The 26,392-nt window shown below is 67.8% G+C and carries 25 protein-coding genes; 5 read left to right on the forward strand and 20 right to left on the reverse strand.

The annotated features are described in order from the left end of the window. Window positions 1-7 precede the first annotated feature (7 nt). The 3 genes from AC1Q7O_RS04520 to AC1Q7O_RS04530 all read right to left on the reverse strand — a co-directional run bounded on the left by AC1Q7O_RS04520 (window position 8) and on the right by AC1Q7O_RS04530 (window position 2,403). Complete coding sequence (locus AC1Q7O_RS04520) at window positions 8-721, reverse strand: hypothetical protein (protein ID WP_492662668.1); 714 nt, start codon at window positions 719-721, stop codon at window positions 8-10. A gap of 46 nt (window positions 722-767) precedes the next feature. Beyond that, a complete protein-coding gene (gene aroC / locus AC1Q7O_RS04525) occupies window positions 768-1,865 on the reverse strand; it encodes a chorismate synthase (RefSeq protein WP_492658370.1) in 1,098 nt (365 codons plus the stop codon). A 70-nt stretch (window positions 1,866-1,935) separates the two neighbouring features. Next, entirely contained in the window at window positions 1,936-2,403 is a 468-nt protein-coding gene (locus AC1Q7O_RS04530) for a CBS domain-containing protein (RefSeq protein ID WP_394510101.1), read from the reverse strand. Window positions 2,404-2,510: 107 nt separating this feature from the next. Here AC1Q7O_RS04530 and AC1Q7O_RS04535 point away from each other — a divergent pair, with 107 nt between their 5' ends. Further along, entirely contained in the window at window positions 2,511-2,819 is a 309-nt protein-coding gene (locus AC1Q7O_RS04535) for an Mpo1-like protein (RefSeq protein ID WP_492658369.1), read from the forward strand. 18 nt (window positions 2,820-2,837) lie between these two features. Here the strand turns inward: AC1Q7O_RS04535 and AC1Q7O_RS04540 are convergent, their stop codons facing one another. Genes AC1Q7O_RS04540 through kbl form a run of 3 tightly spaced genes read right to left on the reverse strand, consistent with a single transcriptional unit; the run spans window position 2,838 to window position 5,908 of the window. Next, window positions 2,838-3,725 (reverse strand): MipA/OmpV family protein, encoded by an 888-nt coding sequence (locus AC1Q7O_RS04540; RefSeq protein WP_492658368.1) that lies wholly within the window; start codon window positions 3,723-3,725, stop codon window positions 2,838-2,840. Between the two features lie 36 nt (window positions 3,726-3,761). Next, a complete protein-coding gene (locus AC1Q7O_RS04545) occupies window positions 3,762-4,715 on the reverse strand; it encodes an NAD-dependent epimerase/dehydratase family protein (protein WP_492658367.1) in 954 nt (317 codons plus the stop codon). Then, window positions 4,712-5,908 carry a glycine C-acetyltransferase gene (kbl, locus tag AC1Q7O_RS04550; RefSeq protein WP_492658366.1) on the reverse strand — a complete coding sequence of 399 codons (1,197 nt, stop codon included), beginning with the start codon at window positions 5,906-5,908 and terminating at the stop codon, window positions 4,712-4,714. The genes AC1Q7O_RS04545 and kbl overlap by 4 nt, the downstream gene beginning before the upstream one ends. A 104-nt stretch (window positions 5,909-6,012) precedes the next feature. Here kbl and AC1Q7O_RS04555 point away from each other — a divergent pair, with 104 nt between their 5' ends. Both AC1Q7O_RS04555 and AC1Q7O_RS04560 read left to right on the forward strand, forming a co-directional pair. After that, on the forward strand, window positions 6,013-6,579 hold the full coding sequence (locus AC1Q7O_RS04555) for a helix-turn-helix domain-containing protein (RefSeq protein ID WP_492658365.1): 567 nt from the start codon (window positions 6,013-6,015) through the stop codon (window positions 6,577-6,579). A 27-nt stretch (window positions 6,580-6,606) separates the two neighbouring features. After that, the gene (locus tag AC1Q7O_RS04560) at window positions 6,607-7,563 is read left to right on the forward strand and encodes a tripartite tricarboxylate transporter substrate-binding protein (protein ID WP_492658364.1); all 957 of its coding nucleotides are present in this window, start codon (window positions 6,607-6,609) and stop codon (window positions 7,561-7,563) included. Here AC1Q7O_RS04560 and AC1Q7O_RS04565 read toward each other — a convergent pair. After that, window positions 7,535-8,824, reverse strand: a complete 1,290-nt coding sequence (locus AC1Q7O_RS04565) for a YihY family inner membrane protein (protein ID WP_492658363.1) — start codon at window positions 8,822-8,824, stop codon at window positions 7,535-7,537. The genes AC1Q7O_RS04560 and AC1Q7O_RS04565 overlap by 29 nt on opposite strands. Window positions 8,825-8,845: 21 nt before the next feature. On the opposite strand from AC1Q7O_RS04565, the gene AC1Q7O_RS04570 reads away from it, so the two are divergent. Together AC1Q7O_RS04570 and AC1Q7O_RS04575 are read left to right on the forward strand one after the other, a co-directional pair. Continuing rightward, window positions 8,846-9,226 (forward strand): DUF2069 domain-containing protein, encoded by a 381-nt coding sequence (locus tag AC1Q7O_RS04570; RefSeq protein WP_492658362.1) that lies wholly within the window; start codon window positions 8,846-8,848, stop codon window positions 9,224-9,226. After that, window positions 9,223-10,626 (forward strand): FAD-binding oxidoreductase, encoded by a 1,404-nt coding sequence (locus AC1Q7O_RS04575; protein ID WP_492658361.1) that lies wholly within the window; start codon window positions 9,223-9,225, stop codon window positions 10,624-10,626. Before AC1Q7O_RS04570 ends, AC1Q7O_RS04575 begins: the two co-directional genes overlap by 4 nt. Before the next feature lie 12 nt (window positions 10,627-10,638). Here AC1Q7O_RS04575 and AC1Q7O_RS04580 read toward each other — a convergent pair whose 3' ends face one another. From AC1Q7O_RS04580 to nuoG, 13 genes are all read right to left on the reverse strand, one after another. After that, on the reverse strand, window positions 10,639-11,013 hold the full coding sequence (locus AC1Q7O_RS04580) for a hypothetical protein (protein WP_492658360.1): 375 nt from the start codon (window positions 11,011-11,013) through the stop codon (window positions 10,639-10,641). 5 nt (window positions 11,014-11,018) lie between these two features. Continuing rightward, window positions 11,019-14,219 (reverse strand): efflux RND transporter permease subunit, encoded by a 3,201-nt coding sequence (locus AC1Q7O_RS04585; protein ID WP_492658359.1) that lies wholly within the window; start codon window positions 14,217-14,219, stop codon window positions 11,019-11,021. Window positions 14,220-14,237: 18 nt separating this feature from the next. Continuing rightward, window positions 14,238-15,392, reverse strand: a complete 1,155-nt coding sequence (locus AC1Q7O_RS04590; RefSeq protein WP_492658358.1) for an efflux RND transporter periplasmic adaptor subunit — start codon at window positions 15,390-15,392, stop codon at window positions 14,238-14,240. Window positions 15,393-15,530: 138 nt separating this feature from the next. Next, window positions 15,531-16,109, reverse strand: coding sequence for an NUDIX domain-containing protein (locus AC1Q7O_RS04595; RefSeq protein ID WP_492658357.1), 579 nt, complete (start codon window positions 16,107-16,109; stop codon window positions 15,531-15,533). After that, window positions 16,096-16,398: a DUF2818 family protein gene (locus tag AC1Q7O_RS04600; protein WP_492658356.1), complete on the reverse strand. Its 303-nt coding sequence runs from the start codon at window positions 16,396-16,398 to the stop codon at window positions 16,096-16,098. Before AC1Q7O_RS04600 ends, AC1Q7O_RS04595 begins: the two co-directional genes overlap by 14 nt. A gap of 16 nt (window positions 16,399-16,414) precedes the next feature. Next, the gene (gene nuoN, locus AC1Q7O_RS04605; RefSeq protein ID WP_492658355.1) at window positions 16,415-17,896 is read right to left on the reverse strand and encodes an NADH-quinone oxidoreductase subunit NuoN; all 1,482 of its coding nucleotides are present in this window, start codon (window positions 17,894-17,896) and stop codon (window positions 16,415-16,417) included. Between the two features lie 20 nt (window positions 17,897-17,916). After that, entirely contained in the window at window positions 17,917-19,392 is a 1,476-nt protein-coding gene (locus AC1Q7O_RS04610) for an NADH-quinone oxidoreductase subunit M (RefSeq protein WP_492658354.1), read from the reverse strand. A 20-nt stretch (window positions 19,393-19,412) separates the two neighbouring features. Beyond that, the gene (gene nuoL, locus AC1Q7O_RS04615) at window positions 19,413-21,455 is read right to left on the reverse strand and encodes an NADH-quinone oxidoreductase subunit L (protein ID WP_492658353.1); all 2,043 of its coding nucleotides are present in this window, start codon (window positions 21,453-21,455) and stop codon (window positions 19,413-19,415) included. 7 nt (window positions 21,456-21,462) lie between these two features. Beyond that, on the reverse strand, window positions 21,463-21,777 hold the full coding sequence (gene nuoK, locus AC1Q7O_RS04620) for an NADH-quinone oxidoreductase subunit NuoK (RefSeq protein WP_394510121.1): 315 nt from the start codon (window positions 21,775-21,777) through the stop codon (window positions 21,463-21,465). Then, entirely contained in the window at window positions 21,774-22,406 is a 633-nt protein-coding gene (locus AC1Q7O_RS04625; protein ID WP_492658352.1) for an NADH-quinone oxidoreductase subunit J, read from the reverse strand. The genes nuoK and AC1Q7O_RS04625 overlap by 4 nt, the downstream gene beginning before the upstream one ends. Before the next feature lie 53 nt (window positions 22,407-22,459). After that, window positions 22,460-22,948, reverse strand: a complete 489-nt coding sequence (nuoI, locus tag AC1Q7O_RS04630; protein ID WP_119046407.1) for an NADH-quinone oxidoreductase subunit NuoI — start codon at window positions 22,946-22,948, stop codon at window positions 22,460-22,462. A gap of 10 nt (window positions 22,949-22,958) precedes the next feature. After that, complete coding sequence (gene nuoH, locus AC1Q7O_RS04635; RefSeq protein WP_492658351.1) at window positions 22,959-24,056, reverse strand: NADH-quinone oxidoreductase subunit NuoH; 1,098 nt, start codon at window positions 24,054-24,056, stop codon at window positions 22,959-22,961. A 14-nt stretch (window positions 24,057-24,070) separates the two neighbouring features. Beyond that, entirely contained in the window at window positions 24,071-26,377 is a 2,307-nt protein-coding gene (gene nuoG, locus AC1Q7O_RS04640; protein ID WP_492658350.1) for an NADH-quinone oxidoreductase subunit NuoG, read from the reverse strand. Window positions 26,378-26,392: the final 15 nt, after the last annotated feature.

The raw sequence follows: 26,392 nt of genomic DNA on the forward strand, positions 1-26,392 counted from the left end.
CCAGGAGCTACCGCCGGCCGCGCCGCAGCTGGCGCGCCACGCCGTGCGTCAGGATGGCCAGCCAGTTGCGCGCATCCAGCGGCGCCACGCAGGCCAGCAGGTCGCCCTGCGCGCGGTCGGGGTTGCACGCCGCGAAGAAGCGGATGTGCGGGTCGGCCAGCTCACGCGGCGACAGCGGCTGCTGCAGGCTGCGCAGCAGCTTGGTGCCGCCGGTGTGGAAGACACCCCGCGCCGCATCCCAGAAGTCCGGCAGCACGGCGCGGGCGAACGTGTCGATGAGCTGCGACATCGCCGGCGGCGTCGGCTGCTCGGGCCGCGGCCAGTAGGTGCGCAGGTTGCGGGCCAGCACCAAGTAGGCCTGGTGCGTGGAGGCGCCGAGATACCAGTAGATGGGCAGGAAAGGATGGCGCAGCCTTGCCCGCAGGAAACACACCACGCCGATGCGCTGCATGACGTTGTGGCCGCGCACGTCCTCGCGCAGCAGCACGTCGCCGGTGTAGATCATCACGAGACGGCGCCCCTCGACCGTCACCACGCGCGTGTCCACGCTCGCCGTGCCCACCAGGGTCTGGCGGCCGGCATCGGCGTAGACCAGCGCCAGGTGCGACTTGGCGCGGACCAGGCGCTCGAAGAAGTCCCGGGACGTGGTCGCATACGCGGACGTGAACGCCCAGACCTGCTCCCACTGATGGGCCGACAACCCATCCACGCGTTCGATCACCGTGTGCATGTCATGACGCCGCCGGTCTGGCCGGCAGCCCGTGCGATCAGCGGTGGCCGGGGATGGGCGGCACCGGCAGTGCCACATCGCCGCACTGGGCGCGGTGGCGCAGCGCATGGTCCATCAGCACCAACGCCAGCATGGCCTCGGCGATGGGCGTGGCGCGGATGCCCACGCAGGGGTCGTGGCGGCCGAAGGTCTCCACCGTCGCGGGGTTGCCGGCGCGGTCAATGCTGGCCTTGGGGCTGCGGATGGAGCTGGTGGGCTTGATGGCGATCTCGGCCACGATGTCCTGCCCGGTGCTGATGCCGCCCAGCACGCCGCCCGAGTTGTTGCTGGCGAAGCCGTCACGGCTGAGTTCGTCGCCATGCTCGGTGCCCTTCTGGGCGACGACGCCGAAGCCGGCCCCGATCTCCACGCCCTTGACGGCGTTGATGCCCATCAGCGCGTAGGCGATGTCGGCGTCCAGCTTGTCGAACAGCGGCTCGCCCAGGCCCACGGGCACGCCGGTGGCCTCCACGCGGATGCGCGCACCGACCGAATCGCCGGCCTTGCGCAGCGCGTCCATGTAGGCCTCAAGTTCCTCGATCTTGCTGGCGTTGGCGGCGAAGAACGGGTTCTGGCCCACGTGCTGCCAGCCCTCGAACGGGATGGCGACCTCGCCCAGCTGCGTCATGCAGCCGCGGAACTCGGTGCCGAACTTCTCGCGCAGCCACTTGCGGGCGACGGCCCCGGCGCCCACCATCGGCGCCGTCAGCCGCGCCGACGAGCGGCCGCCGCCGCGCGGGTCGCGCACGCCGTACTTGCGCCAGTAGGTGTAGTCGGCATGGCCCGGGCGGAAGGTGTCGAGGATGTTGCCGTAGTCCTTGCTGCGCTGGTCGGTGTTCTCGATCAGCAGGCAGATGGGCGTGCCGGTCGTCACACCCTCGTAGACGCCGGACAGGATCTTCACCGCATCGGGCTCGTTGCGCTGCGTCACATGCCGGCTGGTGCCGGGGCGGCGGCGGTCCAGCTCGGGCTGGATGTCGGCCTCGCTGAGGCTCAACCCCGGCGGGCAGCCGTCGATGACGCAGCCGATGGCCGGCCCGTGGCTTTCGCCGAAGTTGGTGACGCGGAAGAGTTCGCCGAAGGTGCTACCTGACATAGCCGGCGATTTTAGGTGGCGCGCAAAAGCAAAAGCGGCCCCGCAAGGCCGCCTTCATGCGTTGCGAACTTCAGAGCTTGGGCTCGGCCTCCGCGCTGCCCTCTTCCACCGGCCAGTCGCGGATGTAGGCCTTGAGCATGCGGTTCTCGAAGTCCTGGCTGTCCACCACCGCCTTGGCCACGTCGTACAGCGAGATCACGCCCATCAGCGTCTTGCCGTTCATGACCGGCATGTAGCGCGCGTGGCGGCCCAGCATCATGCGGCGCACCTCGTCGATCTCGGTCTCGGGTGTGCAGGTCAGCGGCGCGTCGTCCATGACCGTGCGCACGATGGTGGAACCCACCGCGCCCTGGTTCTTGACGACGGCGGAGATCACCTCACGGAAGGTCAGCATGCCGACAAGGTCGCCATGCTCCATGACGACGAGCGAACCGATGTCGCGCTCGGCCATGACGGCCAGCGAATCCTTCAGCGGCTCGTCCGGGGACACGGTGAACAGGGTGCCGCCTTTGACACGCAGGATATCGACGACTTTCATAGGGGCCTCCAGAGATAGCGCGGGGTCAACATAGCACACATTATTCGCGCATCCACCCCATAGAAAACACCATGCCGCGCCCGCGCGCCGCACGCTCGAATCGGTGCATGGGCACTGACCGCTTCCGCCGCTTCGCCGACTTCTATCCGTTCTATCTGGGCGAGCACGCCGACCGCCGCAACCGCCGGCTGCACTTCATCGGCTCGACGCTGGTGCTGGCGTGCGTGTGGCAGCTGGCGAGCACGGGGCAGCCGGTGTGGCTGGTGGCCGCGCTGCTGTGCGGCTACGGCTTCGCGTGGGTGGGGCACTTCTTCTTCGAGAAGAACCGCCCGGCCACGTTCAGCTACCCGCTCTACAGCTTCATGGGCGACTGGGTCATGTACGCCGACATCTGGCGCGGGCGGGTGAAGCTGTAGGGCGGGTCTGCCGAACCCCTAGTTCCGCCAGGCCAGGCCCAGCGCCGCCGCGGCGCTGCCGGTCTTCTGCACCAGCGGGCTGTCGGCCGCCGGCCCCAGCAGCCGGCTGGTGCCGGCGCCGCCGAACAGGAACCAGTGCTTGCTCAGCGCGTGCTTGAAGCCGACGCCGAAATGCACATCGCGCAGGCCCGCACCGGGCTCGTAGGCAGGCTTGCCGCTCTGCGCCACCGCCGACGCCGGCACGCCGAAATAGCTGCGCAGGTTCTGCGCATCGGCCGCCGACACGCCAAGGCCGGTGGTCCACTCGGTGTCCTCGCTGCGGTAGAAGCGCCAGCCGAGGTCCACGCTGCCGGTCAGGCCGCCCCGGCGGCCCAGCACGTCCTGGGACAGCGAGGCGCCGAGGTTCCAGTCGGGTGTGAGGCTGTAGTTGACGTAGATGCGGGCGCGCAGCGTGCGCTTCACGTCGGGCAGGCCCTGTGTGGTGCGGGCGTCGCCGCTGTCCCGGCCGCTGTCCACCCGCAGCGATACGCCCAGCCGCCACTTGTCGCGCTCGATGAGCTGTGTGCTGGCCCCGGGGCCGGCGCCGTCGCGGCCGAAGCCCAGCAGCGCGCTGCCGCCCGACGTGGCCAGGCGGACGCGGCCGATCTTGGCGGCCCACAGCGGCCGGATCTTCGCGCGCTGCCGGCTGGAGCCGTCGTACTCGGGGCCGATGGCCAGCGAGGCGCCCAGCAGGTAGCGGATGTTCTCGTCGGCTTCGGCCTTCTCGGCTTTCTCTGCCCTCTCGGACTTGTCGACCTTGTCGGCAGGCTCGGGCTTGGGCTCGGGCCGGGACGAATCCTGCGCCCACGCCGGCCCCGTGCAGGCCAGCGCGGCGGAGAACCAGGCGGCGGTCAGGCGATATGACATGGGGCCAGCCTAACAGCCCCGTACCGCTGCCGGTTGTCAGCTCGCCTTCAGCTCGCGTGCGAGGTTCGACAGCATGTCGTCGACCATCGCGTCCAGGTCGTACTTCAGCGCCCAGCCCCAGTCGGCCTGCGCCGCGCCGTCGTCGATGCGCTGCGGCCAGCTGGCGGCGATGGCCTGGCGGAAGTCGGGCACGCAGTCCATCGTGAAGCCGGGGATGCGGCGACGGACGCTGGCCGCGATCTGCTCGGGCGTGAAGCTGACGCCGGCAAGGTTGTAGCTGCCGCGCTGCTTCACCGCGTCGGCCGGTGCGTTCATCAGCTCGATGGTCGCGCGCAGCGCGTCGGGCATGTACATCATCGGCAAGGCCTGGCCCGCCTCCAGGAAGCAGGTGTAGCGGCCGTCCTTCAGCGCCGAGTGGAAGATCTCGACGGCGTAGTCCGTCGTGCCGCCGCCGGGCGGCGTCTTCCAGCTGATGAGGCCGGGGTAGCGCAGGCTGCGCACGTCCACGCCGTGCTTGGCGTGGTACCAGGCGCACCAGCGCTCGCCGGCCAGCTTGCTGATGCCGTAGACCGTCGTCGGGTCCATCACGGTCGTCTGTGGCGTGTCGACGGCCGGCGTGCTGGGGCCGAAGGCGGCGATGGAGCTGGGCCAGAAGATCTTGTCCAGCTTCTCGTGGCGGGCCAGCTCCAGCACGTTGAGCAGGCCCTTCATGTTCAGGTCCCAGGCCCACATCGGGTGCTTCTCGCCGTTGGCGGAGAGGGCTGCGGCGAGGTGGTAGATCTGCGTGACCTTGTGGCGCTTGACGATGGTGGTCAGCGCGCCGGCGTCGGTCACGTCCAGCATCTCGTGCTTCAGCGTGGGAACGCGGCCCTGCGGGCTCAGGTCGCTGGTGATGACGGCGTCGTTGCCGTGCAGCTTGGCGAGTTCGGTGGCCAGTTCGGTGCCGATCTGGCCGTTGGCGCCAACGATGAGGATGCGAGGGGCGCTCATTTGACGATGCCCAGTTCACGACCGGCTTGTGCAAAGGCGGCAACCGCCTTCTCCAGATGCTCGCGCTCGTGCACGGCCGAGACCTGCACGCGGATGCGCGCCTGGCCCTTCGGCACGACCGGGAAGAAGAAGCCGACGGCGTAGATGCCCAGCTCCAGGATGCGCTTGGACAGCTCCTGCGCCTTCACCGCGTCGTACACCATGATGGGCACGATGGGGTGGGTGCCGGGTTTGATCTCGAAGCCGGCGGCCTGGATGGCCTCGCGGAAGTAGGCGGTGTTGGCCTCCAGCTTGTCACGCAGCGCCGTCGAGCCTTCCAGCAGGTCCAGCACGGCCAGCGACGCGCCGGCGATGCTGGGGGCCAGCGTGTTGCTGAACAGGTAGGGCCGCGAACGCTGGCGAAGCAGTTCGACGACTTCCTTGCGCGCGGCCGTGAAGCCGCCCGACGCGCCGCCCAGTGCCTTGCCGAAGGTGCCGGTGACGATGTCGATCTTGCCGAACACGCCGCAGTGCTCGGCGGTGCCGCGTCCGGTCTTGCCCATGAAGCCGCTGGCGTGGCATTCGTCGATGCCCAGCAGCGCGTCGTACTGGTCGCACAGTGCGCGGATCTTGTCGAGCTGCGCGATGGTGCCGTCCATGCTGAACACGCCGTCGGTGAACACCAGCGTGTGGCGGGCACCCTTGGCCTTCGCTTCCTGCAGGCAGCGCTCCAGGTCGGCCAGGTTGTTGTGCTCGTAGCGGTAGCGCTGCGCCTTGCACAGGCGGATGCCGTCGATGATGGACGCGTGGTTCAGCGCGTCGCTGATGATGGCGTCCTGCTCACCCAGCAGCGGCTCGAACAGGCCGCCGTTGGCATCGAACGCGGCGGCGTACAGGATGGCGTCCTCACAGCCCACGAAGCGGGCGATGCGCTGCTCCAGCGCCTTGTGCAGATCCTGCGTGCCGCAGATGAAGCGCACCGACGACAGCCCGAAGCCGTGCGTGCGCAGCGCCTCGTGCGCGGCCTCGATGACGGCCGGGTGAGACGACAGGCCCAGGTAGTTGTTGGCGCACAGGTTGATGACCTCGCGCCCCTCGGTGGTCTTGACGACCGCGCCCTGCGGCGTCGTCAGGATGCGCTCGGCCTTGTAGAGGCCGGCCGCGCGGATGCCGTCCAGCTCGGACTGCAGGTGTTGATAGAAGGCTTGGCTCATGGCGCGGCTCCTGGTGCACAATTCGGTAAATTGAACTTGTTCGATATATCGAACTTTCGTGCAGTATCTGAAAAACGTCCGTCGACGTCAAGCAATAGCCAGCCATGAACATGGATACCGAACCGCCCCGCGTGGGCGCTGCCCTTCAGGCCTTGCGCAGCAGCCGGGGGCTGTCGCTGGATGACCTGTCCAAGCGAGCCGGCGTCAGCAAGTCCATGTTGTCGCAGATCGAGCGCAACCAGGCCAACCCCACGGTCGCCGTGGTCTGGCGGCTGGCGAACGCGCTGGGCGTGGACATGGGCGAGCTGCTGGGCGCCGAGCGCGCGGCCACGCCGGCCATCGAGACGGTGCCGGCCCACGCCACGCCGGGCCTCACCAGCCCGGACGGGCTGTGCAAGCTGCGCATCCTGGGGCCCATCGAGCTGGCGGGCCAGTTCGAGTGGTACGAGCTCAGCGTGCAGCCGGGCGGCGTGCTGGACAGCCAGGCCCACGAGCCGGGCTCACGCGAACATCTGTCGGTGCTGACCGGCAGCCTGGAGGTCACGGCGCAGGGCGTGACGAGCAAGCTCAAGGCCGGCGAGACGGCGCGTTATGCCGTGGACGGGCCGCATGCGATCCGCAACAACACGAAGTCGGCAGCCACCGCGCTGCTCGTCGTCCTTCATCCTTAGACTGCGGCCTCCACCCAGGAGGCCTGCATGCATTTCACCCGTCGCTCGACCCTGGCCGCGCTGGCCGCCCTACCGTTTGCCAGCCGCGCCGACGACAGGCCCATCCGCCTCCTCGTCGGCTTCCCCGCCGGCGGCGGCACCGATGCCATCGCACGCGTGCTGGCCGAGGCGCTGCAGGCGTCGCTGGGCAGCGCGGTCATCGTCGACAACCGGCCGGGCGCCGGTGGCCAGCTGGCGGCGCAGGCGCTGAAGGCCGCGCCTGCCGACGGCACGACGTTCTTCGTCAGCCACGACCACACCATCTCCATCCTGCCGCTGGTGCTGAAGCACCCGGGCTTCGAGCCCGCGAAGGACTTCGTGCCGGTCGCCGGCTTCGCGACTTTCGCGAACGCGTTCGCGCTGTCGGGCGGCACGCCGGCCGCCAGCCTGGCCGACTACCTCGCGTGGGTGAAGAAACAGGGCGGCCAGGCCAACGTGGGCGTGCCGGCGCCGGCCTCGGTGCCTGAGTTCCTCGTCAAGCTGCTGGGCGAGAAGAACGGCCTGGCGCTGCAGAGCGTGCCCTACCGCGGCAGCGCGCCGATGGTGGCCGACATGCTGGGCCAGCAGATCAGCGCCGGCGTGGGCTCGGTGCCGGACCTCATCACGCAGCACCAGCAGAAGAAGCTGCGCATCGTCGCCGTCATGGGCCAGCAGCGCCAGGCGGTGCTGCCGGAGGTGCCGACGTTCGCCGAGCTGGGCATTGCCGGTTTCGAGGACCTGCCCTACTACGGCGTGTTCGCACCGGCCGGCACGGCGCCGGCGGTCATCGAGCGCTACGCGAATGCGCTGGCCGGCGTCATCGCGCAGCCGGGCGTGAAGGCGCGGCTGACGGAGATGGGGCTGTCGGTCGGCCTGATGACGTCGGCCCAGCTGGCCGCGCGAGAGAAGGCCTACGCGGCGGCCTGGGCCCGCATCATCAAGGCCGGGGGCTTCCAGCCGCAGTGAGCAGGCGGTCCAACGTCAACTGCGGCCAGTCGCCCTGCGTCCACAGGTTGGCCAGCAGACCCTCGCGGCCCGACAGGAAAGCGGCGATCAGCGGCTCGGCCGGCGTGCGCTCGGGCGAGCACAGCAGCACCAGGCGCTGGGCGCCCTCCTCTTCCAGCCGGCCGATGCAGTCCATCGCCAGCAGCTTGTCGACGACCGGGCTGAGCTGCAGCGGGTCCACCCGCAGCGCGCGCGCCAGGCCCAGGTCGGACAGCCCCTGGCGCCCGGCCTCCCGCACGCGCCACAACTCGCGCAGCACCTCCAGCGCCAGCGCCATGGGCTGGCCCGGGCTGTCCGGGCGCAGGTGCAGCCGGCCGGTCAGCGCCGGCGTGTTGGCCGCGAGGATGCCGCCCAACAGCACAATGACCCAGCCCAGGTACACCCACACCAGAAACACCGGCACGGTGGCGAAGGCGCCGTAAAGCGTCGAGTAGGTCGGCACCTGCTTGACGTACCAGGCCAGCAGCGATTTCGCGAACGAGAAGCCGATGGACACGAAGGCGCCGCCCAGCAGCGCGTGGCGCCAGCGCACGTGCGTGTTGGGCACGTAGTGGAACAACCCGGCGATGGCCAGCCCGAGCAGCACGATGTCGGCGCCGCCCAGCAGCGTGGCCAGGCTGCCCGGCAGCTTGGTGATGACGCCCTGGCCGGCGCTGACGACGTAGCTCGTCAGCGTCAGGCTGCCGCCCAGCAGCAGCGGGCCCAGCGTCAGCGCAGTCCAGTACACCAGCACGCGCTGCGCCATGGGGCGCGGCCGGCGCACGCGCCAGATGGCGTTCAGCGTGCGGTCGATCGTCAGCATCAACGCCAGCGCGGTGAGGCCGAGGAACACCAGGCCCACCGCACCCAACTTGTTGGCCTTGGCCGCGAACTGCGTCAGCGACGCCAGCACCGGCTTGGCGATGTTGGGCGGGATCAGGCTCTTCAGGAAGTACTGCTCCAGCGCCGACTGGAAGCTGGAGAACATCGGGAAGATCGTGAAGATGGCCAGCATCACCGTCAGCAGCGGCACGAGCGAGATCAGCGTCGTGAACGTCAGGCTGCCGGCCGTCAGGCCCAGCTTCTCCTCGCGGAAACGCTGGCGGAAGGTCTGCAGCGTCTGCAGCCAGGGCCAGGCCAGCAGTTCGGTGATGAAGTTCTGCGCAAACGCGATGGGGTTGCGGGACAACGGGGCGTCGGGGTTGTCGGTGGCGGTAGCGGCTGGAACAGGCGGCAGGGACATGGCTTCTATGATGCCGCAGCTATGTCCACCGCCCCCGAAAGAACCGAGCCCACCGCAGCAGAGCAGCTGTCGCGCAACCTCGCCGTGGCCGCCGTCGTCGCGCTGATCCTGCTGTGTCTGGCCTGGGAGCTGTGGCTGGCGCCGACCGGCCGCGGCACGCTGGCGCTGAAGGTGCTGCCGCTGCTGCCGGCGCCGCTGGGCCTGTGGCGCTACCGGATGTACACCTACCGCTGGGTGGCGCTGGCCATCTGGCTCTATGTGCTGGAAGGCCTGGTGCGCGGCACCAGCGAGAGCGGCCCGGGCCAGTGGCTGGCGCTGGGCGAAGTGGCGCTGAGCGTCGTCGCGTTCACGGCCTGCACGGCGCAGATCCGCCAGCGGCTGGCCGCGGCCAAGGCCGCATGAGCGCCTTGCTCGACGCGCTGCGCGCCGTGCTCGGTGATGCCGGGCTGCTGACCGGCGGCGACCTGGCGGCCTTTGAAACCGACTGGCGCAAGCGCTACGTGGGCCGGGCACTCGCGGTCGCGCGGCCGGCATCGACGGACGAGGTGGCCGCGGTGATGCGGCTGTGCCACGAGCACCGCGTGGCCGTCGTGCCGCAGGGCGGCAACACCGGGTTGGTGGGCGGCTCGACACCGGACGACAGCGGCCGGCAGCTGGTGCTGAGCCTGACGCGCATGAAGCGTGTGCGCGGGATCGACATCGCCAACGCCAGCCTGACGGCCGAGGCCGGCTGCGTGCTGGCCGACGTGCAGGCCGCCGCGGCCAGCGCCGGGCTGCTGTTCCCGCTCAGCCTCGCGGCCGAGGGCTCATGCACGCTGGGCGGCAACCTGGCGACGAATGCCGGCGGCACGCAGGTGCTGCGTTACGGCAATGCGCGCGAGCTGTGCCTGGGTCTGGAGGTCGTCACGGCCACCGGCGAGGTCTGGCACGGCCTGTCGGGCCTGCGCAAGGACAACACCGGCTACGACCTGCGCGACCTGTTCATCGGCAGCGAAGGCACGCTGGGCATCATCACCGCGGCGACGATGCGGCTGTACCCGCAGCCCCGGGACCGGCTGACGGCGCTGGCCGCCTGCGGCTCGCTGGACGACGCCGTGGCGCTGCTGGGCCTGGCGCGCGAGCGCGCCGGCGATGCGCTGACGGGCTTCGAGGTCATGAACCAGGCGTCGCTGGCGCTGGTGGCGCGCGAGTTGCCGCAGCTGGCCCAGCCGCTGCCGTCGGTGCCGTGGACCGTGCTGCTGGAGCTGTCCGACGCGGAGAGCGCCGAGCATGCACGCGGCGTGTTCGAGGGGCTGCTGGAGGCGGCCATCGAGCGCGGCATCGTGCAGGACGCGGCCATCGCGCAGAACCTGCAGCAGGCTTTAGGCCTCTGGCATCTGCGCGAGTCCATCCCGCTGGCGCAGGCGCAGGCGGGGCTGAACATCAAGCACGACATCTCGCTGCCGGTGTCGGCCATCCCGGGCTTCGTCGCCGAGATGGATGCGGTGCTGGCCGACTATCTGCCGGGCGTCGAGGTCATCGACTTCGGCCACCTGGGCGACGGCAACCTGCACTACAACGTGCAGGCGCCGGCCGGCGTCGAGCCAGCAGCCTTCCTGGCCACGCACGAGGCGGCCATCAACGCGAAGGTCTACGACGCGGTGCAGCAGCGCGGCGGCTCGATCTCGGCCGAGCACGGCATCGGCCGGCTCAAGCGCGAGGAACTGAGCGCACGCAAGGACCCGACGGCCCTGGCGCTGATGCGCTCGATCAAGCGGGCTCTGGACCCGCTCGACTTGCTGAATCCCGGGCGGATACTCTAACGACCGAGGTCTTCAGAACGGTCTGCGACCCTTCAAGACCTGAGGCAGCTTCTCACCACGGGTGACTGCTCCGATGAACTCACGGGTAACCATCAACAGCCAGCGGTAGGCATTGGACGACGGATCGCGCAAGGCCAGCGCTACCTCTTCATGCACGGGGCAGACCGCCCCCGACTTTTCAAGAGCGCCCGCAGCCAGTTGCAAAGACGCGTCGTAGGTGGGGACTGGTTGGCCCTCGAACGACGCTCCCACATACCCTGCGACACATGCCAAAAAGAGGTCCTGTGCGTTGAACGCCTGGGCCTCGCCTGCATGGGCAGTTGACGAACTGACGGCAAAGCCCAGAAGGCCTGCCGCCGCCGCGGCAAGAAGTTGCCGTAAGGCCATACCCGTTATCCGAGCGCCGCCGCGGAACTCCGGCGGCGCGTGAAAGGCCAAGCCAACAGGCGGAAGACGAAGCGCACCAGCACCAGGGCCAACACCGCCTCGATCAGCGTCATGACGAACGCGCCGATCACGGTGAAGCGCGGCACGCGGCGCTGGAACTTGGCAAGCGCGCGGTCGCGGGCGATCTCGATGCTGTCGTAGAACGTCGGCACGATGAGCAGCGTCAGGATGGTCGACGTGATGGTGCCGCCGATGATGGCCACGGCCATCGGGCGGTAGAACTCGCCGCCCTCGCCCACGCCGATGGCCACCGGCATCATGCCGGCGATCAGCGCCAGCGTCGTCATCAGGATGGGCCGGAAGCGCTTGCGGCCTGCGTGCATCAGCGCCTCCTCGCGGTCGATGCCGGCGGCCTCCTCCTGGCGCGTCGCGTCCAGCAGCAGGATGGCGTTCTTGGCCACCAGGCCCATCAGCATGATGACGCCGATGAGGCTCATCAGGTTCAGCGTGCCGCCGGTCATGATGAGCGCCAGCACGACGCCGATCAGGGACAGCGGCAGCGACAGCATGACGCCCAGCGGCGCCGTGAAGCTGTTGAACTGGATGACCAGCACGAAGTACATCAGCGCGATGCCGGACAGCAGCGCGGTGATCATGGCCGTGAAGACGACCTGCTGGTCGCGCGCGGCGCCGGCCAGTTCGATGCCGAAGCCGGGCGGGAAGGCGATCTTCTCGGCCAGCTTCTTGGCCTCGGACGTGATCTCGCCAGGCGAGCGGCCCTGTGCGTTGGCGCTGACCGTGATGGTGCGCTTGCCGTCGCCGTGCTGGATCTGGCCCGGGCCCTTGCCCATGGTGACCGTGGCGATCTGGTCCAGCGGCACCATGCGGTTGGTGCCGCTGACGGCGATGGGCAGGCGCTCGATGTTGGCAGCGTCCACGCGGTCGGCCGGGTGCAGGCGGATGGACACGTCGCGCGCCTCACCGGTCGGGTCGATCCAGTCGCCGGCCTCGACGCCGGCGAAGGCCACGCGCAGCGCCTGGGCCGCATCGTTGACGGAGATGCCCATCTGGTTGGCCAGGCCCCGGTCCAGCTCGATCTGCAGTTCGTTCTGCGGGTCCTGCTCGGAGTAGCCGATGTCCACGGCGCCCTTGATGCCGGCCATGGTCTTCTGGAACTCCTGCGTGATCTCCTGCAGCTTGCGCGAGTCGGTGCCGTAGAAGCGGATCTGCACCGGCTTCTGCGCGCCGTTGTTCAGGTCGTCCAGCACGACGTACTCGGCGCCGACGAGGCGGCCGACCTTCTCGCGCAGCTCCTTGGCAACCTCGGCGGCCGAGCGCTGGCGCTCGGTGCTCTTGCCGATGTCGACGTAGATGCGGCCGCCGGCGGCGTTGGGGTAGGCCGTGGTGGCCTTGGTTTCCTTCATCGTCGACGCGAGCGCGGCGGCGGCGTCGAGCTTGAGCTTGGAATAGTCCAGGCTGCTGGACGCGGGGCTGCGCACCTCGATGGCGAGGAAGCCGGCATCCGCCTGCGGCAGGAAGCTGGAGCCGCCGAACTTGGCCTGCAGCGCGATGGCGCCGATGAAGCTCAGCACCGCGAACACGGCCATCCAGCGGCGGTGGTGCAGCGCCCACGCGATGACGTGGCCGTAGCCGTTGGCGACGCCGTCAAACCAGTGGTTGAAGCGCTCCAGCAGCTTGCTGAAGCCGGTCTTGGGCTGCTCGTGGTAGCCCGGCGGGTCGCCCCAGTAGGCGGACAGCATCGGGTCCAGCGTGAAGCTGATGATCAGAGACACGATGACGGAGGCGACCACGGTCAGCGCGAACGGCTTGAACCACTGGCCCGGGCCGTTGCCCATGAAGGCCACCGGCACGAACACGGCCACGATGGCGAACGTCGTCGCCGCCACGGCCAAGCCGATCTCGGCCGTGCCCTCGCGCGCCGCGGTCACGCGGTCACTGCCGCGCTCCATGTGCCGCACGATGTTCTCCCGAACGACGATGGCGTCGTCGATGAGCACGCCGATGGCCAGCGACAGGCCCAGCAGGCTCATGAAGTTCAGCGAGAAGCCCATCAGCCACACGGCGATGAAGGCGGCCAGCACCGACGTGGGCAGCGACAGCGCGGTGATCAGCGTCGAGCGCCAGCTGTTCAGGAAGGCGTAGACGACAAAGATCGTCAGGCCTGCGCCGAACACCAGCGCATGGGTCACGTTGTGCAGGCTGTCCTCGGCGTCCTTGCCGCCGTCCTGCGTGATCTCAAGCGTCGTGCCCTTGGGCAGTTCCTTCTCGATCTCCTTGAGCAGCTTGCGCGAGTCGTTGGCGACGCTGACGGTGGATGCGTCGCGCGAGCGCGTGATGGAGATGCCGACGTTGGGCCGGCCGTTGCGCAGCGAGTAGCCGGTCATCTCGGCGAAGCCGTCCTGCACCTCGGCCACCTGGCCCAGGCGGATGACGTTGCCGGCGTTGCGCTTGATGATCATCTGCTCGAACTCGGCCGGGCTCTCCAGCCGGCCCAGCAGGCGGATGCTCTGGTCTTCCAGCGCGCCGCGCACCTTGCCGACCGGTGCCGTCGTGTTCTGCGCGCGCACGGCGTTCAGCACCTCGGTGACGGACACGCCGAACTCGCGCAGCTTCTCGGCCCGCAGCAGGATGGACAGCTCGCGCTTGAGCGCGCCGTTGACACCCACGGTCGACACGCCCGGGATGCCGCGGAAGCGCTCTGCCAGCTTGTCCTCGGCCAGGCGGCTGAGCTGCGCATGCGTCAGCGTCGTGCTGGACAGCGACAGCTGCAGGATGGGCTGGGCGCCGGGGTCGGCCCGCGTGATGATGGGTTCGCGGATCTCGGTGGGCAGCTTGTAGCGCACCGACGCGATCGCGTTGCGCACCTCGTCGGCGGCCTCGATCATGTTCTTCGAGAAATCGAAGATCAGCACGATGGTGGCGCTGCCTTCGCGCGACGTGGAGTTGGAGCGGTCCACGCCCGAGATGCTCTGCAGCGCCTTCTCGATGCGGTTGACGACCTCGCGCTCCACCGTCTCGGGTGACGCGCCGGGGTACGGGATGTTGATGACGAGCACCGGCGGCTCGACCTCGGGGAACTGGTTGACCTTGAGCTTGGACAGCGCCAGCAGGCCCACCAGCATCAGCCCGATGACCATGACCACGGTCGCGACGGGCTTGCTGATGCTGAAGTTGGAGAGGAACATGGGTGGAACCTCCTGGGGTTACTTGCTGGCGGCAGCAGCGGCGGACGGCACGCCCGAAGCGGCCCCCGCGCCAGCGGCCACGCGCTGCACCGGCGCGCCATCGACGAGGCTGCCGGTGGGCGAGCGCAGCACCTGGTCACCCTGCGCGAGGCCGGACAGGATGACCACTTCACCGCGGCGGTCGTCCCGCTCACCCAGCGTGACGGCCACCTTCTTCAGTTGGCTGCCGGCCACCTTCCAGACGAAGGCGTTGTCGCCCTGACGCTGCACGGAGCCTTCGGCCAGCACCAGCGCCTTGCGGTCGCTGCTCTCGACACGGCCCTCGGCGTACAGGCCGGAGACCTGCGGCGCCTTGGCCTTGTCGTTGAACTCGGCGACAAGCTCCACCTGGCGCGTCGTCGCGTTGGCGGCGGCGTCGATGCGCGCCAGCTTGCCCTGGAACTCGGCGTCGCCGAAGCCGTTGATGCGGAAGGCCACCGGCTGGCCCAGTTTCAACTCGCCGAGGCGGTCGGCCGAGACCTGGCCTTCGAAGCGCATGGACGTCGGGTCGATGACCTTGACGAGCTCGCGGCCCACCTGCACGGTGTCGCCGACCGACGTCTTGCGCTCGCTGACGACACCGTCGAACGGTGCCCGCACCTCGGTGCGCGACACCTGCTGGCGTGCCGTGACGACACGGGCCTTGGCCGCGGCGAGTTCGCTCTGTGCGGCATTGCGGCGCACCTCGGCGTCCTCCAGGCCTTGCATGGAGATCATGCCCTGCTGGTTCAACGTGCGCTGACGCGACAGCACGCGCTCGGTCTGTTCGAAGCTCTGCTGCGCGGCGCGCAGCGCTTCCTCGGCGGAGGTCAGGCTGTCGCGGATGGCCGTGGGGTCGAGGCGGATGATGAGGTCCCCGGCGCGCACGCGCTCGCCGTTGTCCCTGGCCACCTGCAGCACCACGGCGGCCACCTCGGCACGCAGGTCGGCACGGCGCGCCGGCTGGATGGCGCCCGTGATGACCGGCGAGCCGATCAGGCCGCTCTGCCCCACCTGCCGCAGGTCCTCGGGCGCCAGCAACAGCGGCGCGGCCGGCTTGGCTGCCTGCGCTTCTTCGGGCTTGCCACCCTTGCCGCAGGCGGTGAGGAGCAGGGCCAGGGTCAGGGCGGTCAGGATCGGCGTTGCACGCGTCATGGAGAGGCTTTCTCGAAGAGCAGGGGTCGAACGACTCAAACGCCGGAGCTTAACGGTATGGCAACACGCCGCCAGAGGTCATGCACCTGATGAAACCCGGAAGAAACTCGCGCCGTGGTAGGCGCTGCGTGCCCAAGCTCAGGCCGGCTGCCAGTCCAGCGACCAGGCGCCCTGCTGCCAGCGCTGCAGCCACAGCAGGCCGATCAGCGTCTTCGCGTCGGTCAACTCGCCGCGCGCGGCCATGCGGTCGACCTCGTCGACCGTGTGCGTGACGAGGTCGAGGAACTCGCCGTCGTCCAGCCGCTGTTCGCCGCGCGTGAGGCCGCGGGCGAAGTAGATGTGGATGCCCTCGTCCGAATAGGCGATGGCGTTGTGCAGCACGCCGGCATAGGCCCACTCGGCAGCGCTGTAGCCGGTCTCTTCCAGCAGCTCGCGCTGGCCGCAGACCAGCGGCGCCTCGCCGGCATCGAGCTTGCCCGCCGGGAACTCCAGCATCACGCGGCCCATGGGGTAGCGGTACTGGCGCTCCATCAGCAGCCGGCCGTCGTCGAGCAGCGGCACGACCATGACGGCGCCGGGATGGCGGATGTACTCGCGGTGCGCGGTGCGCCCGTCGGGCAGCGCGACACGGTCGCGGCGGACGTCCAGGAAGTGGCCCTGGTAGACCTGCTCGCCTTCGAGCAGGCGTTCGACGAGATGGTCGTCAGCCTCGGCCACGGCGCAGGTATCTCCAGACGAAACCGGGAAAGCCTAGCGTGATGAAGAGGCAGGCACCGGCCGCGTAGAACTCCCAGCCCTGCGGGTGGCGCTGGCCGATGCGGGACTCCAGCAGCGCACCGACGCCGAAGGTCAGCACCGCCATCAGCGCCAGCTCCAGCAGCCGCCAGCTCACCGCCTTCGGGGAACGCCGTGGGCCGACGAGCAGCAGGCGCTCGTTGAAGTAAGGCGCGTTGGCCGCGAGCACGGCCACGGCCAGGACCAGCCAGACGGCGGCGGACTGATCCATCGTCAGCAGCGCAGCGTCAGGTCGCCAGGGCCTGGCGGATGGCGATCTGGCACATCTGCAGCAGGCCACCCGGCAGCAGACCGAACACCAGCACCGCAGCGCCGTTGAGCGTCATGACGAAGCGCACGTCGGCCGGCGCGGCCACCGGCGCGGTGTCGGTCGGTGTGTCGAAGAACATGACCTTGACGACGCGCAGGTAGTAGAACGCGCCAACCAGCGACACGACGACCGCGAAGCCGGCCAGCCACAGGTAGAACGGCTCGCCGCTGATAACCAGCGTCTGCAGCACGGCCAGCTTGGCGTAGAAGCCGACGGTGGGCGGCACGCCGGCCAGCGAGAACATGAACATCGTCATGACCAGCGCGAACCAGGGGCTGCGCTTGGCCAGGCCGGCCAGGTCCTTGATCTCCTCGGCCTCGTGACCGGCGCGCGACAGCAGGATGACCATGCCGAAGGTGCCCAGCGTCGTCAGCACGTAGGTGATGGCGTAGAACATCGCCGAGCTGTAGGCGTTGGTGGCCGACAGCGTGTTGTCGTGAACAACACCTGCCGTCATGCCCAGCAGCATGAAGCCCATGTTGGCGATGGTGGAATAGGCCAGCATGCGCTTGAGGTTGGTCTGCGCGATGGCCGCCAGGTTACCCACCAGCAGCGACATCACCGACAGCACCACCAGCATCTGCTGCCAGTCCACGGCCAGGCCCAGCATGCCTTCCACCAGCAGGCGCACGGTGATCGCGAACGCGGCCAGCTTCGGCGCGCCGCCGATCAGCAGCGTGACGGCAGTCGGTGCGCCCTGGTAGACGTCGGGCACCCACATGTGGAACGGTGCGGCACCGAGCTTGAAGGCCAGACCGGCGACGACGAAGACCGTGCCGAAGATCAGCACGCTCTTGTTCGGGATGCCCTTGGCGATGACGTCGAAGACTTCGGGAATGGTCAGCGAGCCGGTGGCGCCGTACATCATGGACAGGCCGTACAGCAGGAAGCCGCTGGCCAGCGCGCCGAGCACGAAGTACTTCATCGCAGCTTCGGTCGACACCGCATGGTCACGGCGCAGCGCGACGAGCGCGTACAGCGACAGGCTCATCAGCTCCAGGCCAAGGTAGATGACCAGGAAGTTGTTCGCCGACAGCATCACGTTGATGCCCAGCAGCGAGAACAGGCTGAGGATGAAGAGCTCACCCTTGAGCATGTCGCGCGACGCGGCGTAGGGGCGCGCGTAGACCATGGTGATCAGCGTAGCCACGCACGCGAAGCCAGCCAGCAGGTGGCCCATCGGGTCGGCCACCACCATGCCCTGCATGGCGTAGGTCGTCACGCCGGCATCGAAGTAGGCGAAGTGCATGCCACCGACGACGACCAGCGTCAGCTGGGTCAGCCAGTAGGTGGGGCGGCGCTGTTCGTCGGTGACCCACAGGTCTGCGAGCGCGACCACGCAGCCCATCACGAGCAGCAGGATTTCGGGATAGATCGCGAGCCAGTTCATGTCGTTCATTGTTTTGCCTCAGCTCGCCGTCAGACCGGGATCTTGCTCAGCGCCACGTGCTTGAGCAGGCCCACGACAGACTCGTGCATCACGTCCGTGAAGGGCTTCGGGTAGAGGCCCATATAGAGCGTGGCGACGGCCAGCAGCGCGAGCATGATGAATTCGCGCTTGTTGATGTCGGTCAGTGCGCGCACGTCGTCGTTGGCGACGTCGCCGAAGTAGACGCGCTTGACCATCCACAGCGTGTAGGCCGCACCGAACACCAGCGCCGTGGCAGCGATGCCGCCCAGCCAGAAGTCGTACTTCACGGTGCCCAGGATGACCATCCACTCGCCGACGAAGCCGGCCGTGGCCGGAAGGCCGCAGTTGGCCATGCCGAAGAACACGGCGAAGGCGGCGAACTTGGGCATGGTGTTGACGACACCGCCGTAGGACGCGATCTCACGCGAGTGCACGCGGTCGTACAGCACGCCGATGCACAGGAACATGGCGCCCGACACGAAGCCGTGGGCAATCATCTGCACGAGGCCGCCGGAGACGCCCAGTTCGTTGAAGATGAAGAAACCCAGCGTCACGAAACCCATGTGCGCGATGGACGAGTAGGCCACCAGCTTCTTCATGTCCTTCTGCACCAGCGCGACGAGGCCGATGTAGACGACGGCGATCAGCGACATCGCGATGATGAGCCACGACCACTCGCGCGCAGCGTCCGGTGCGATGGGCAGCGAGAAGCGCAGGAAGCCGTAGCAGCCCAGCTTCAGCATGATGGCCGCCAGCACGACGGAGCCGCCGGTGGGTGCTTCGACGTGGGCATCGGGCAGCCAGGTATGCACCGGCCACATCGGCACCTTGACCGAGAACGCGGCCAGGAAGGCGAAGAACAGCCAGGTCTGCGCGGTGCCCGTCAGCGGCAGCTGGTGCCAGGCCTGGATGTCGAAGCTGCCACCGGCCTTGGCGTACAGGTACAGCAGCGCGATCAGCATCAGCAGCGAGCCGGCCAGCGTGTACAGGAAGAACTTGAAGGCCGCGTAGACGCGGTTCGGGCCGCCCCAGACGCCGATGATGATGTACATCGGGATCAGCGTGGCCTCGAAGAACACGTAGAACAGCATGCCGTCCAGCGCGCTGAACACGCCCACCATCAGGCCCGACAGAATCAGGAACGCGCCCATGTACTGGTTGACGCGGTTCTCGATGACCTCCCAGGCCGAGATGACGACGATGATGGTGATGAACGCCGTCAGCGGCACGAACCACATCGATATGCCATCCACGCCGAGGTGGTAGCGGATGTTGAAGCGGGTGATCCAGGCCTGGTTCTCGACGAACTGCATCGCAGCCGTCGAGGTGTCAAAGCCGGTGATCAGCGGCAGCGTGACGAGGAAGCTCGCCACGGCCGCCACCAGCGCCATCCAGCGCACGGCGTTGGCCTGTTCGTCGCGCCCGATCGCCAGCAGCAGTGCGCCGCAGACGATGGGCAGAAAAATCGCAAGACTCAGCAACATTCTTGTTCTCCGCCGCTCGCTCAGGACCCGATCAGGGACTTGAACTGGGGCACGATGTAAGGCCACAGCTGCCAGGTCATCAGCCCGGTGACACCGAGGATCATGACGAGCGCGTACCAGTACAGATAACCCGTCTGGAAGCGACGCACCAGGCCGGCGATGCCGCCGACGGTCTTGGCCGAGCCGTTGATGATCAGGCCGTCGATCAGCATGCCGTCGCCGCCCTTCCACAGGCCGGTGCCCAGCAGGCGCGCGCCGCGGGCGAGGATGTTCTCGTTGATCCAGTCCATGAAGTACTTGTTCTCCAGGACGACGATCACCGGGCGCAGCACCTTGGCAAACGTGGCCGGGATGCTGGGCGCCACCATGTAGAACAGGTAGGCCGTGGCAACGCCCGCGAAGGCCAGCCAGAAGGGCAGCGTCTTCAGGCCGTGCAGCGCCATTTCAAGGGAGCCGTGGAACTCGTGCGCCAGTTCCTCCATTGCTGGGTGGGCATGCAGGTTGACGAAGATGGCGTCCTTGAAGAACTCGCCATACAGCATGGGCTCGATCGTCATGAAGCCGATCAGCACCGACGGGATGGCCAGCAGCACCAGCGGCACCCAGACGACGGCGGGTGACTCGTGCGGCGTGTGCGCATGGCCGTGGCCATGGTCATCGTCGTGGTGGTCGTGCTCGCCGGGGAACGGCTTGTGGTGGAAGTTCTCCTTGCCGTGGAAGACGAGGAAGTACATCCGGAACGAGTAGAACGCCGTCACGAACACGCCGGCGATGACGGCGAAGTAAGCGAAGCCCGATGCCGGCAGATGGCTGGCGTGCACGGCCTCGATGATCGAGTCCTTCGAGTAGAAGCCCGAGAACAGCGGCGTGCCGATCAGCGCCAGCGAGCCCAGCAGCGACGTGATCCACGTGATGCGCATGTACTTGCGCAGGCCGCCCATGTTGCGGATGTCCTGGTCGTGGTGCATGCCGATGATGACCGAGCCCGCGCCGAGGAACAGCAGCGCCTTGAAGAACGCGTGCGTCATCAGGTGGAACACGGCGACCGAGTAGGCCGACGCGCCCAGCGCCACGGTCATGTAGCCCAGCTGCGACAGCGTGGAGTACGCGACGACGCGCTTGATGTCGTTCTGGATGATGCCCAGGAAGCCCATGAACAGCGCCGTGATGGCACCGATCACCATGACGAAGTTCAGCGCCGTGTCGCTCAGCTCGAACAGCGGCGACATGCGCGCCACCATGAAGATGCCGGCCGTCACCATCGTCGCGGCGTGGATCAGCGCGGAGATGGGGGTCGGGCCTTCCATGGAGTCCGGCAGCCAGACGTGCAGCGGGAACTGCGCCGACTTGCCCATCGCGCCGATGAACAGGCAGATGCAGGCCACGGTCAGCAGCGCCCAGTCCGTGCCCGGGAACACCATCTTGGACAACAGCTCGGACTTGGCGAAGGTCTCGGTGTAGTTCAGCGAACCACCGAAGGCCACCAGCAGGCCGATGCCGAGGATGAAACCGAAGTCACCGACCCGGTTCACCAGGAAGGCCTTCATGTTGGCGAAGATCGCGCTCTGCTTCTTGTACCAGAAGCCGATCAGCAGGTAGGACACCAGGCCCACCGCCTCCCAGCCGAAGAACAGCTGCAGCATGTTGTTGCTCATGACCAGCATCAGCATGCTGAACGTGAACAGCGAGATGTACGAGAAGAAGCGCTGGTAGCCGTCGTCCTCTTCCATGTAGCCGATGGTGTAGATGTGCACCATCAGCGACACGAAGGTCACCACCACCATCATCATCGCCGTCAGCCCGTCGACGAGGAAGCCGACTTCCATCTTCAGCGGGCCCAGCACCATCCATTCGTAGATGGTGGCGTTGAAGCGGGCGCCGTCGACGGCGACGCTGTACAGCGTCTGGGCCGACAGGATGAAGGCGATCAGCACGCCGAGGATGGTGACGACGTGCGAGCCGCGGCGGCCCACCGTCTTGCCGAAGAAACCGGCAACGATGGCGCCCACCAGCGGCGCCAGCGGCACCGCGAGCAGCGTGTTCTGGGTCAGTTGTGCAGACATCTTGTTCTTAGCCCTTCAGCGCGTCGAGTTCCTCGACGTTGATGCTGGCCCGGTTGCGGAACAGCACGACCAGGATGGCCAGGCCGATGGCCGACTCGGCCGCCGCGACGGTCAGGATGAAGAACACGAAGACCTGCCCGTCCATGTTGCCCAGGTAGTGGGAGAACGCGACGAAGTTCAGGTTGACCGCCAGCAGCATCAGCTCGATGGCCATCAGCAGCACGATCAGGTTCTTGCGGTTCAGGAAGATGCCAATCACCGACAGCGCGAACAGCATCGCGCCCAGCGTCAGGAAATGGCCCAGGGTCAGGGCGCCGATCATGCCTGGCCTCCTTCGGTGGGTTGCGCGGGAGCGGCGACGGTCGGGGCCATCTTGACGATCTTCAGGCGGTCGGCCTTGGTGACCTTGACCTGCTCGGAGGCGTCCATGGCACGCGAGTCCTTGCGGCGGCGCAGCGTCAGCGCGATGGCGGCGACGATGGCCACCAGCAGCAGCACGGCCGCGATCTGCAGCGGGTACAGGTAGCTCGTGTAGATCTCGATGCCCAGCATCTTGCTGTTGCCCAGCTTGGCCTGTTCGGCCGTCAGCGCCGGCGCGTCGGCCAGCTGGAAGCCGCCCATCAGCACGATGCCCATTTCGAACGCGATCAGCGCGCCGATGACGGCGGCCACGGGCAGGTGCGTCCAGAAGCCCTCACGCAGGCTGTCCGTGTTCAGGTCCAGCATCATGACGACGAACAGGAACAGCACCATGACGGCACCGATGTAGACGAGCACCAGCGCGATGGCGAGGAACTCGGCCTTCAGCAGCATCCAGATGCAGGACGCCGTGAAGAACGACAGGATCAGGAACAGCGCCGCGTGCACGGTGCTGCGCGCCGTGATGACGCGGAAGGAACTCACCAGCAGGATGCCGGAGAAGACGTAGAAGAGGATGGTCGTGATGTCCATACGTATCCAGGCCAGCTGAGCTGGACCGCCGCGGCCGCGAGGCCGGCGAGCGATCAGCGGTACTTGGCGTCGGCCTCCTTTTGCGCAGCAATTTGCGGCTCGTACTTGTCACCGACCGCCAGCAGCATGTCCTTGGTGAAGTAGAGGTCGCCGCGCTTTTCGCCGTGGTATTCGAAGATGCTCGTTTCGACGATGGAGTCCACCGGGCAGCTTTCCTCGCAGAAGCCGCAGAAGATGCACTTGGTCAGGTCGATGTCATAGCGCGTCGTGCGGCGGCTGCCGTCGGCGCGCACGTCGCTCTCGATGGTGATGGCCATCGCGGGGCAGACGGCCTCGCAGAGCTTGCAGGCGATGCAGCGCTCTTCACCGTTCTCGTAGCGGCGCAGCGCGTGCAGGCCGCGGAAGCGCGGCGACAGCGGCGTCTTCTCTTCCGGGAACTGGATGGTGATGTTGCGCGACAGGAAGTGCCGGCCGGTCAGCTTCATCCCCTTGAGCAGTTCCCAGAGGAAGAAGGTCTTCGCGAAATTCGTGATTGCAGTCATGGTCGCCGCCTCACTTCCAGGGGTTGAACGGCGTCTGCATGACGGCGCCGACAACGACCAGCCAGATCAGCGTGATGGGAATGAAGATCTTCCAGCCCAGACGCATGATCTGGTCGTAGCGGAAGCGCGGGAACGTGGCACGCACCCACAGGAACATCGTCACGACGAAGAAGGTCTTGGCGAACAGCCAGAACCAGTTCCAGAACGCCATCGTGTGCTGGAAGAAGCTCGGCACGTCCATGCCCAGCAGGCTCCAGGAGATCGGCGCGCTCCAGCCGCCCAGGAACATGATGACGGCCAGCGCCGACACCAGGATCATGTTGGCGTATTCGGCCAGGAAGAACATCGCGAACGACATGCCCGAGTACTCGATCATGTGGCCGGCGACGATTTCCGATTCGCCTTCGACGACGTCGAACGGGTGGCGGTTGGTTTCGGCCAGGCCCGAGATGAAGTACACGATGAAGATGGGGAACAGCAGCACCCAGTTCCAGGAGAAGATGTTCAAGCCCATGCTTGCCCACTTGCCCTTTTCCTGCACCTGCACGACCTCGGTCATGTTCAGGCTGCCCGTCACCATCAGCACGACGACCAGCGCGAAGCCCATCGCGATTTCGTAGGACACCATCTGCGCCGACGCGCGCAGCGCGCCCAGGAAGGCGTACTTCGAGTTGGACGCCCAGCCGGCGATGATGACGCCGTAGACCTCCAGCGACGTGATCGCCATCAGGAACAGCAGGCCGGCGTTGACGTTGGCCACCGCAGCGTCCGGGCCGAAGGGCACGACGGCCCAGGCAGCCAGCGCCGGCATGATGGTCATGACGGGGCCGAGGAAGAACAAACCCTTGTTGGCTGCCGTCGGCTTGATGATCTCCTTGAAGATCAGCTTCACCGCGTCGGCGATGGGCGTCAGCAAGCCGTAGGGGCCCACGCGGTTCGGGCCCGGGCGGATCTGCGACCAGCCGATGGCCTTGCGCTCCCACAGCGTCAGGTAGGCCACGCAGCCCAGCAGCGGCAGGATCACCGCGACGATCTTCAGCAGGCTCCAGACCAGGGGCCACAAGGCCCCCAGCAGCGAGGCGCCGTTCTGGTAGAGGGTGTCGATCATTCTGTGGGGCTCCCTCAGACCTTGCTGATGCTCAGCGTGCCGAAGGCGGCGCCGAGGGTGGCGGTTTGGGCGAGGCCGGCCGGCACGCGGGCCAGGCCTTCCGGCAGACCGGCTTCGAGGCGGGCGGGCAGTTGCGCGGCACCACCGTCCTGAACCACGCGGACCTGGTCGCCCTCGGCCAGGCCGAGTTGCTGCCACAGGCCGGTCGGCAGGCCGACGGTCGCGGCTTCACGGCCGTCGGTGGTCAGCTGCAGCGAGGTCGAGTTGCGCACCAGCGCGTCGGTCGCGTAGATCGGCAGGTTGGCGAAGCGCTCGATGCCCTCGGCCTTGGCAACGGCTTGCACCGTGGCCGACGTGGCGTTGGACAGGCGGCCGCTGAAGTCGCCACCGAGCGCCTGCTCGCGGACCTGCTCGGAGCTGTCCTGGTTGAAGCCGTCGAGGCCCAGCAGGTTGCCCAGCACGCGCAGCACCTTCCAGCCCGGGCGCGTCTCGGCCAGCGGCTTGACGACGCCGACGAAGCTCTGCAGACGGCCCTCGGCGTTGACGAAGCTGCCGGACGTCTCGGTGAACGGCGCGATGGGCAGCAGCACATCGGCGTATTCCAGGCCGGTCTTGAAGGGGCTCAGCACGACGACCATCTCGGCGGCGTTCAGCGCCTTGGCGGCGGCGGCGGTGTTGGCGGCGTCGAGCACCGGGTCGGTGTTCAGCAGCAGCGCGGCCTTCAGGGCCGTACCCGTCAGCATCTGGCCGGCGTCCAGGCCACCGGCTTGCGGCTGGGCCTTCACGAGCTGCGCGCCGACGGTGTTGGCGGCTGCCGTCAGATAGCCGACGCTGGCGCCGGTCTTCTCGGCGATCCATTGCGCGAGCGCCAGCAGGCTGGCGGCCTGCGGGTGCTCCGCGGCGGCGTTGCCCAGCAGCACGGCCTTGGCGCTGCCGGACAGCAGGCTGGCGGCGACGGCCTTGGCCTCGTCCGTCGCGGTGCCGGCCAGCGGCGCACCGGCACCAATGGCGGCGGCCACGTCGGCCAACGTCTGCACCCAGGCGGACGGCGCAGCGGCGATGGACGCACCAACGGGCATCAGCCAGTCATCGCTGTTCACGCCGATGCGCGAGATCGCAGCACCGCGGCGCGCGGCGTGGCGCAGGCGGGCGGCGAACAGCGGGTGGTCCTTGCGCAGGTTGGAGCCCACGACCAGCGCGCGGTCCAGCTCGGACAGCTTGGCGATCGGCAGGCCCAGCCAGCGGGCCTGGCCGCCAGGTGCGGCGTTGCCGAAGTCGCTGTGGCGCAGACGGTGGTCGATGTTGTCGCTGCCCAGGCCGCGCACGAGTTGCGCGAGCAAATGCAGTTCTTCCACGGTGCTGTGGGCAGAACCCAGCGCGCCGATGGCCTTGGCGCCGTGATCGGCCTTGATGACCTTCAGGCCGTTGGCGACGTACTCCAGCGCCGTCGTCCAGTCGACCTGCTTCCAGGCGCCGCCCTGCTTGATCATGGGCGCGTTCAGGCGCGCGTCGCTGTTCAGCGCTTCGTAGCTGAAGCGGTCGCGGTCGGCGATCCAGCATTCGTTGACGTCGTCGTTCTCCAGCGGAACAACACGCAGCACCTGGTGGTTCTTGACCTGGACGACCAGGTTGGCACCGGTGGAGTCATGCGGGCTGACGCTCTTGCGGCGCGACAGCTCCCACGTGCGGGCGCTGTAGCGGAAGGGCTTGCTCGTCAGCGCGCCGACCGGGCAGATGTCGATCATGTTGCCCGACAGCTCGGAGTCCACCGTACGGCCGACGAAGGTCTGGATCTCGCTGTGCTCGCCGCGGTGGGCCATGCCCAGCTCCATCTGGCCGGCGATCTCCTGGCCGAAGCGCACGCAGCGGGTGCAGTGGATGCAGCGGCTCATCTCCTCCATGGAGATCAGCGGGCCGACGTTCTTGTGGAAGACGACGCGCTTCTCTTCGGAGTAGCGGCTCTTGCCCGCGCCATAGCCAACGGCCAGGTCCTGCAGCTGGCACTCGCCGCCCTGGTCGCAGATTGGGCAATCCAGCGGGTGGTTGATCAGCAGGAATTCCATGACGCCCTGCTGGGCCTTGATCGCCTTGTCGCTCTTGGTGCGGACGATCATGCCCTGCGTGACCGGGGTCGCGCAGGCGGGCATGGGCTTGGGCGCCTTCTCCACGTCCACCAGGCACATGCGGCAGTTGGCCGCGATGCTCAGTTTCTTGTGATAGCAGAAGTGCGGGATGTAGGTGCCGGCCTTCTCGGCAGCATGCATGACCATGCTGCCTTCCTGGACCGAGACCTTCTGACCGTCGAGTTCGATTTCAACCATGATGGTGTTTCCCTA

This window comes from Roseateles sp. GW823-FHT07B05 (assembly GCF_058794515.1).

Excerpts from the sequence above, each read along its gene's own strand:
- AC1Q7O_RS04585 (WP_492658359.1), bottom strand. The coding sequence starts at position 14,219 with ATGTTCCTCTCCAACTTCAGCATCAGCAAGCCCGTCGCGACCGTGGTC.
- AC1Q7O_RS04625 (WP_492658352.1), bottom strand. The coding sequence starts at position 22,406 with ATGGACATCACGACCATCCTCTTCTACGTCTTCTCCGGCATCCTGCTG.
- AC1Q7O_RS04570 (WP_492658362.1), top strand. The coding sequence starts at position 8,846 with ATGTCCACCGCCCCCGAAAGAACCGAGCCCACCGCAGCAGAGCAGCTG.
- AC1Q7O_RS04560 (WP_492658364.1), top strand. The coding sequence starts at position 6,607 with ATGCATTTCACCCGTCGCTCGACCCTGGCCGCGCTGGCCGCCCTACCG.
- AC1Q7O_RS04540 (WP_492658368.1), bottom strand. The coding sequence starts at position 3,725 with ATGTCATATCGCCTGACCGCCGCCTGGTTCTCCGCCGCGCTGGCCTGC.
- AC1Q7O_RS04535 (WP_492658369.1), top strand. The coding sequence starts at position 2,511 with ATGGGCACTGACCGCTTCCGCCGCTTCGCCGACTTCTATCCGTTCTAT.
- AC1Q7O_RS04575 (WP_492658361.1), top strand. The coding sequence starts at position 9,223 with ATGAGCGCCTTGCTCGACGCGCTGCGCGCCGTGCTCGGTGATGCCGGG.
- nuoL (WP_492658353.1), bottom strand. The coding sequence starts at position 21,455 with ATGTCTGCACAACTGACCCAGAACACGCTGCTCGCGGTGCCGCTGGCG.
- AC1Q7O_RS04590 (WP_492658358.1), bottom strand. The coding sequence starts at position 15,392 with ATGACGCGTGCAACGCCGATCCTGACCGCCCTGACCCTGGCCCTGCTC.
- AC1Q7O_RS04545 (WP_492658367.1), bottom strand. The coding sequence starts at position 4,715 with ATGAGCGCCCCTCGCATCCTCATCGTTGGCGCCAACGGCCAGATCGGC.
- aroC (WP_492658370.1), bottom strand. The coding sequence starts at position 1,865 with ATGTCAGGTAGCACCTTCGGCGAACTCTTCCGCGTCACCAACTTCGGC.
- AC1Q7O_RS04600 (WP_492658356.1), bottom strand. The coding sequence starts at position 16,398 with ATGGATCAGTCCGCCGCCGTCTGGCTGGTCCTGGCCGTGGCCGTGCTC.
- kbl (WP_492658366.1), bottom strand. The coding sequence starts at position 5,908 with ATGAGCCAAGCCTTCTATCAACACCTGCAGTCCGAGCTGGACGGCATC.
- AC1Q7O_RS04555 (WP_492658365.1), top strand. The coding sequence starts at position 6,013 with ATGAACATGGATACCGAACCGCCCCGCGTGGGCGCTGCCCTTCAGGCC.
- nuoK (WP_394510121.1), bottom strand. The coding sequence starts at position 21,777 with ATGATCGGCGCCCTGACCCTGGGCCATTTCCTGACGCTGGGCGCGATG.
- nuoH (WP_492658351.1), bottom strand. The coding sequence starts at position 24,056 with ATGATCGACACCCTCTACCAGAACGGCGCCTCGCTGCTGGGGGCCTTG.
- AC1Q7O_RS04580 (WP_492658360.1), bottom strand. The coding sequence starts at position 11,013 with ATGGCCTTACGGCAACTTCTTGCCGCGGCGGCGGCAGGCCTTCTGGGC.
- nuoN (WP_492658355.1), bottom strand. The coding sequence starts at position 17,896 with ATGAACGACATGAACTGGCTCGCGATCTATCCCGAAATCCTGCTGCTC.
- AC1Q7O_RS04565 (WP_492658363.1), bottom strand. The coding sequence starts at position 8,824 with ATGTCCCTGCCGCCTGTTCCAGCCGCTACCGCCACCGACAACCCCGAC.
- nuoG (WP_492658350.1), bottom strand. The coding sequence starts at position 26,377 with ATGGTTGAAATCGAACTCGACGGTCAGAAGGTCTCGGTCCAGGAAGGC.
- AC1Q7O_RS04610 (WP_492658354.1), bottom strand. The coding sequence starts at position 19,392 with ATGTTGCTGAGTCTTGCGATTTTTCTGCCCATCGTCTGCGGCGCACTG.
- AC1Q7O_RS04530 (WP_394510101.1), bottom strand. The coding sequence starts at position 2,403 with ATGAAAGTCGTCGATATCCTGCGTGTCAAAGGCGGCACCCTGTTCACC.
- nuoI (WP_119046407.1), bottom strand. The coding sequence starts at position 22,948 with ATGACTGCAATCACGAATTTCGCGAAGACCTTCTTCCTCTGGGAACTG.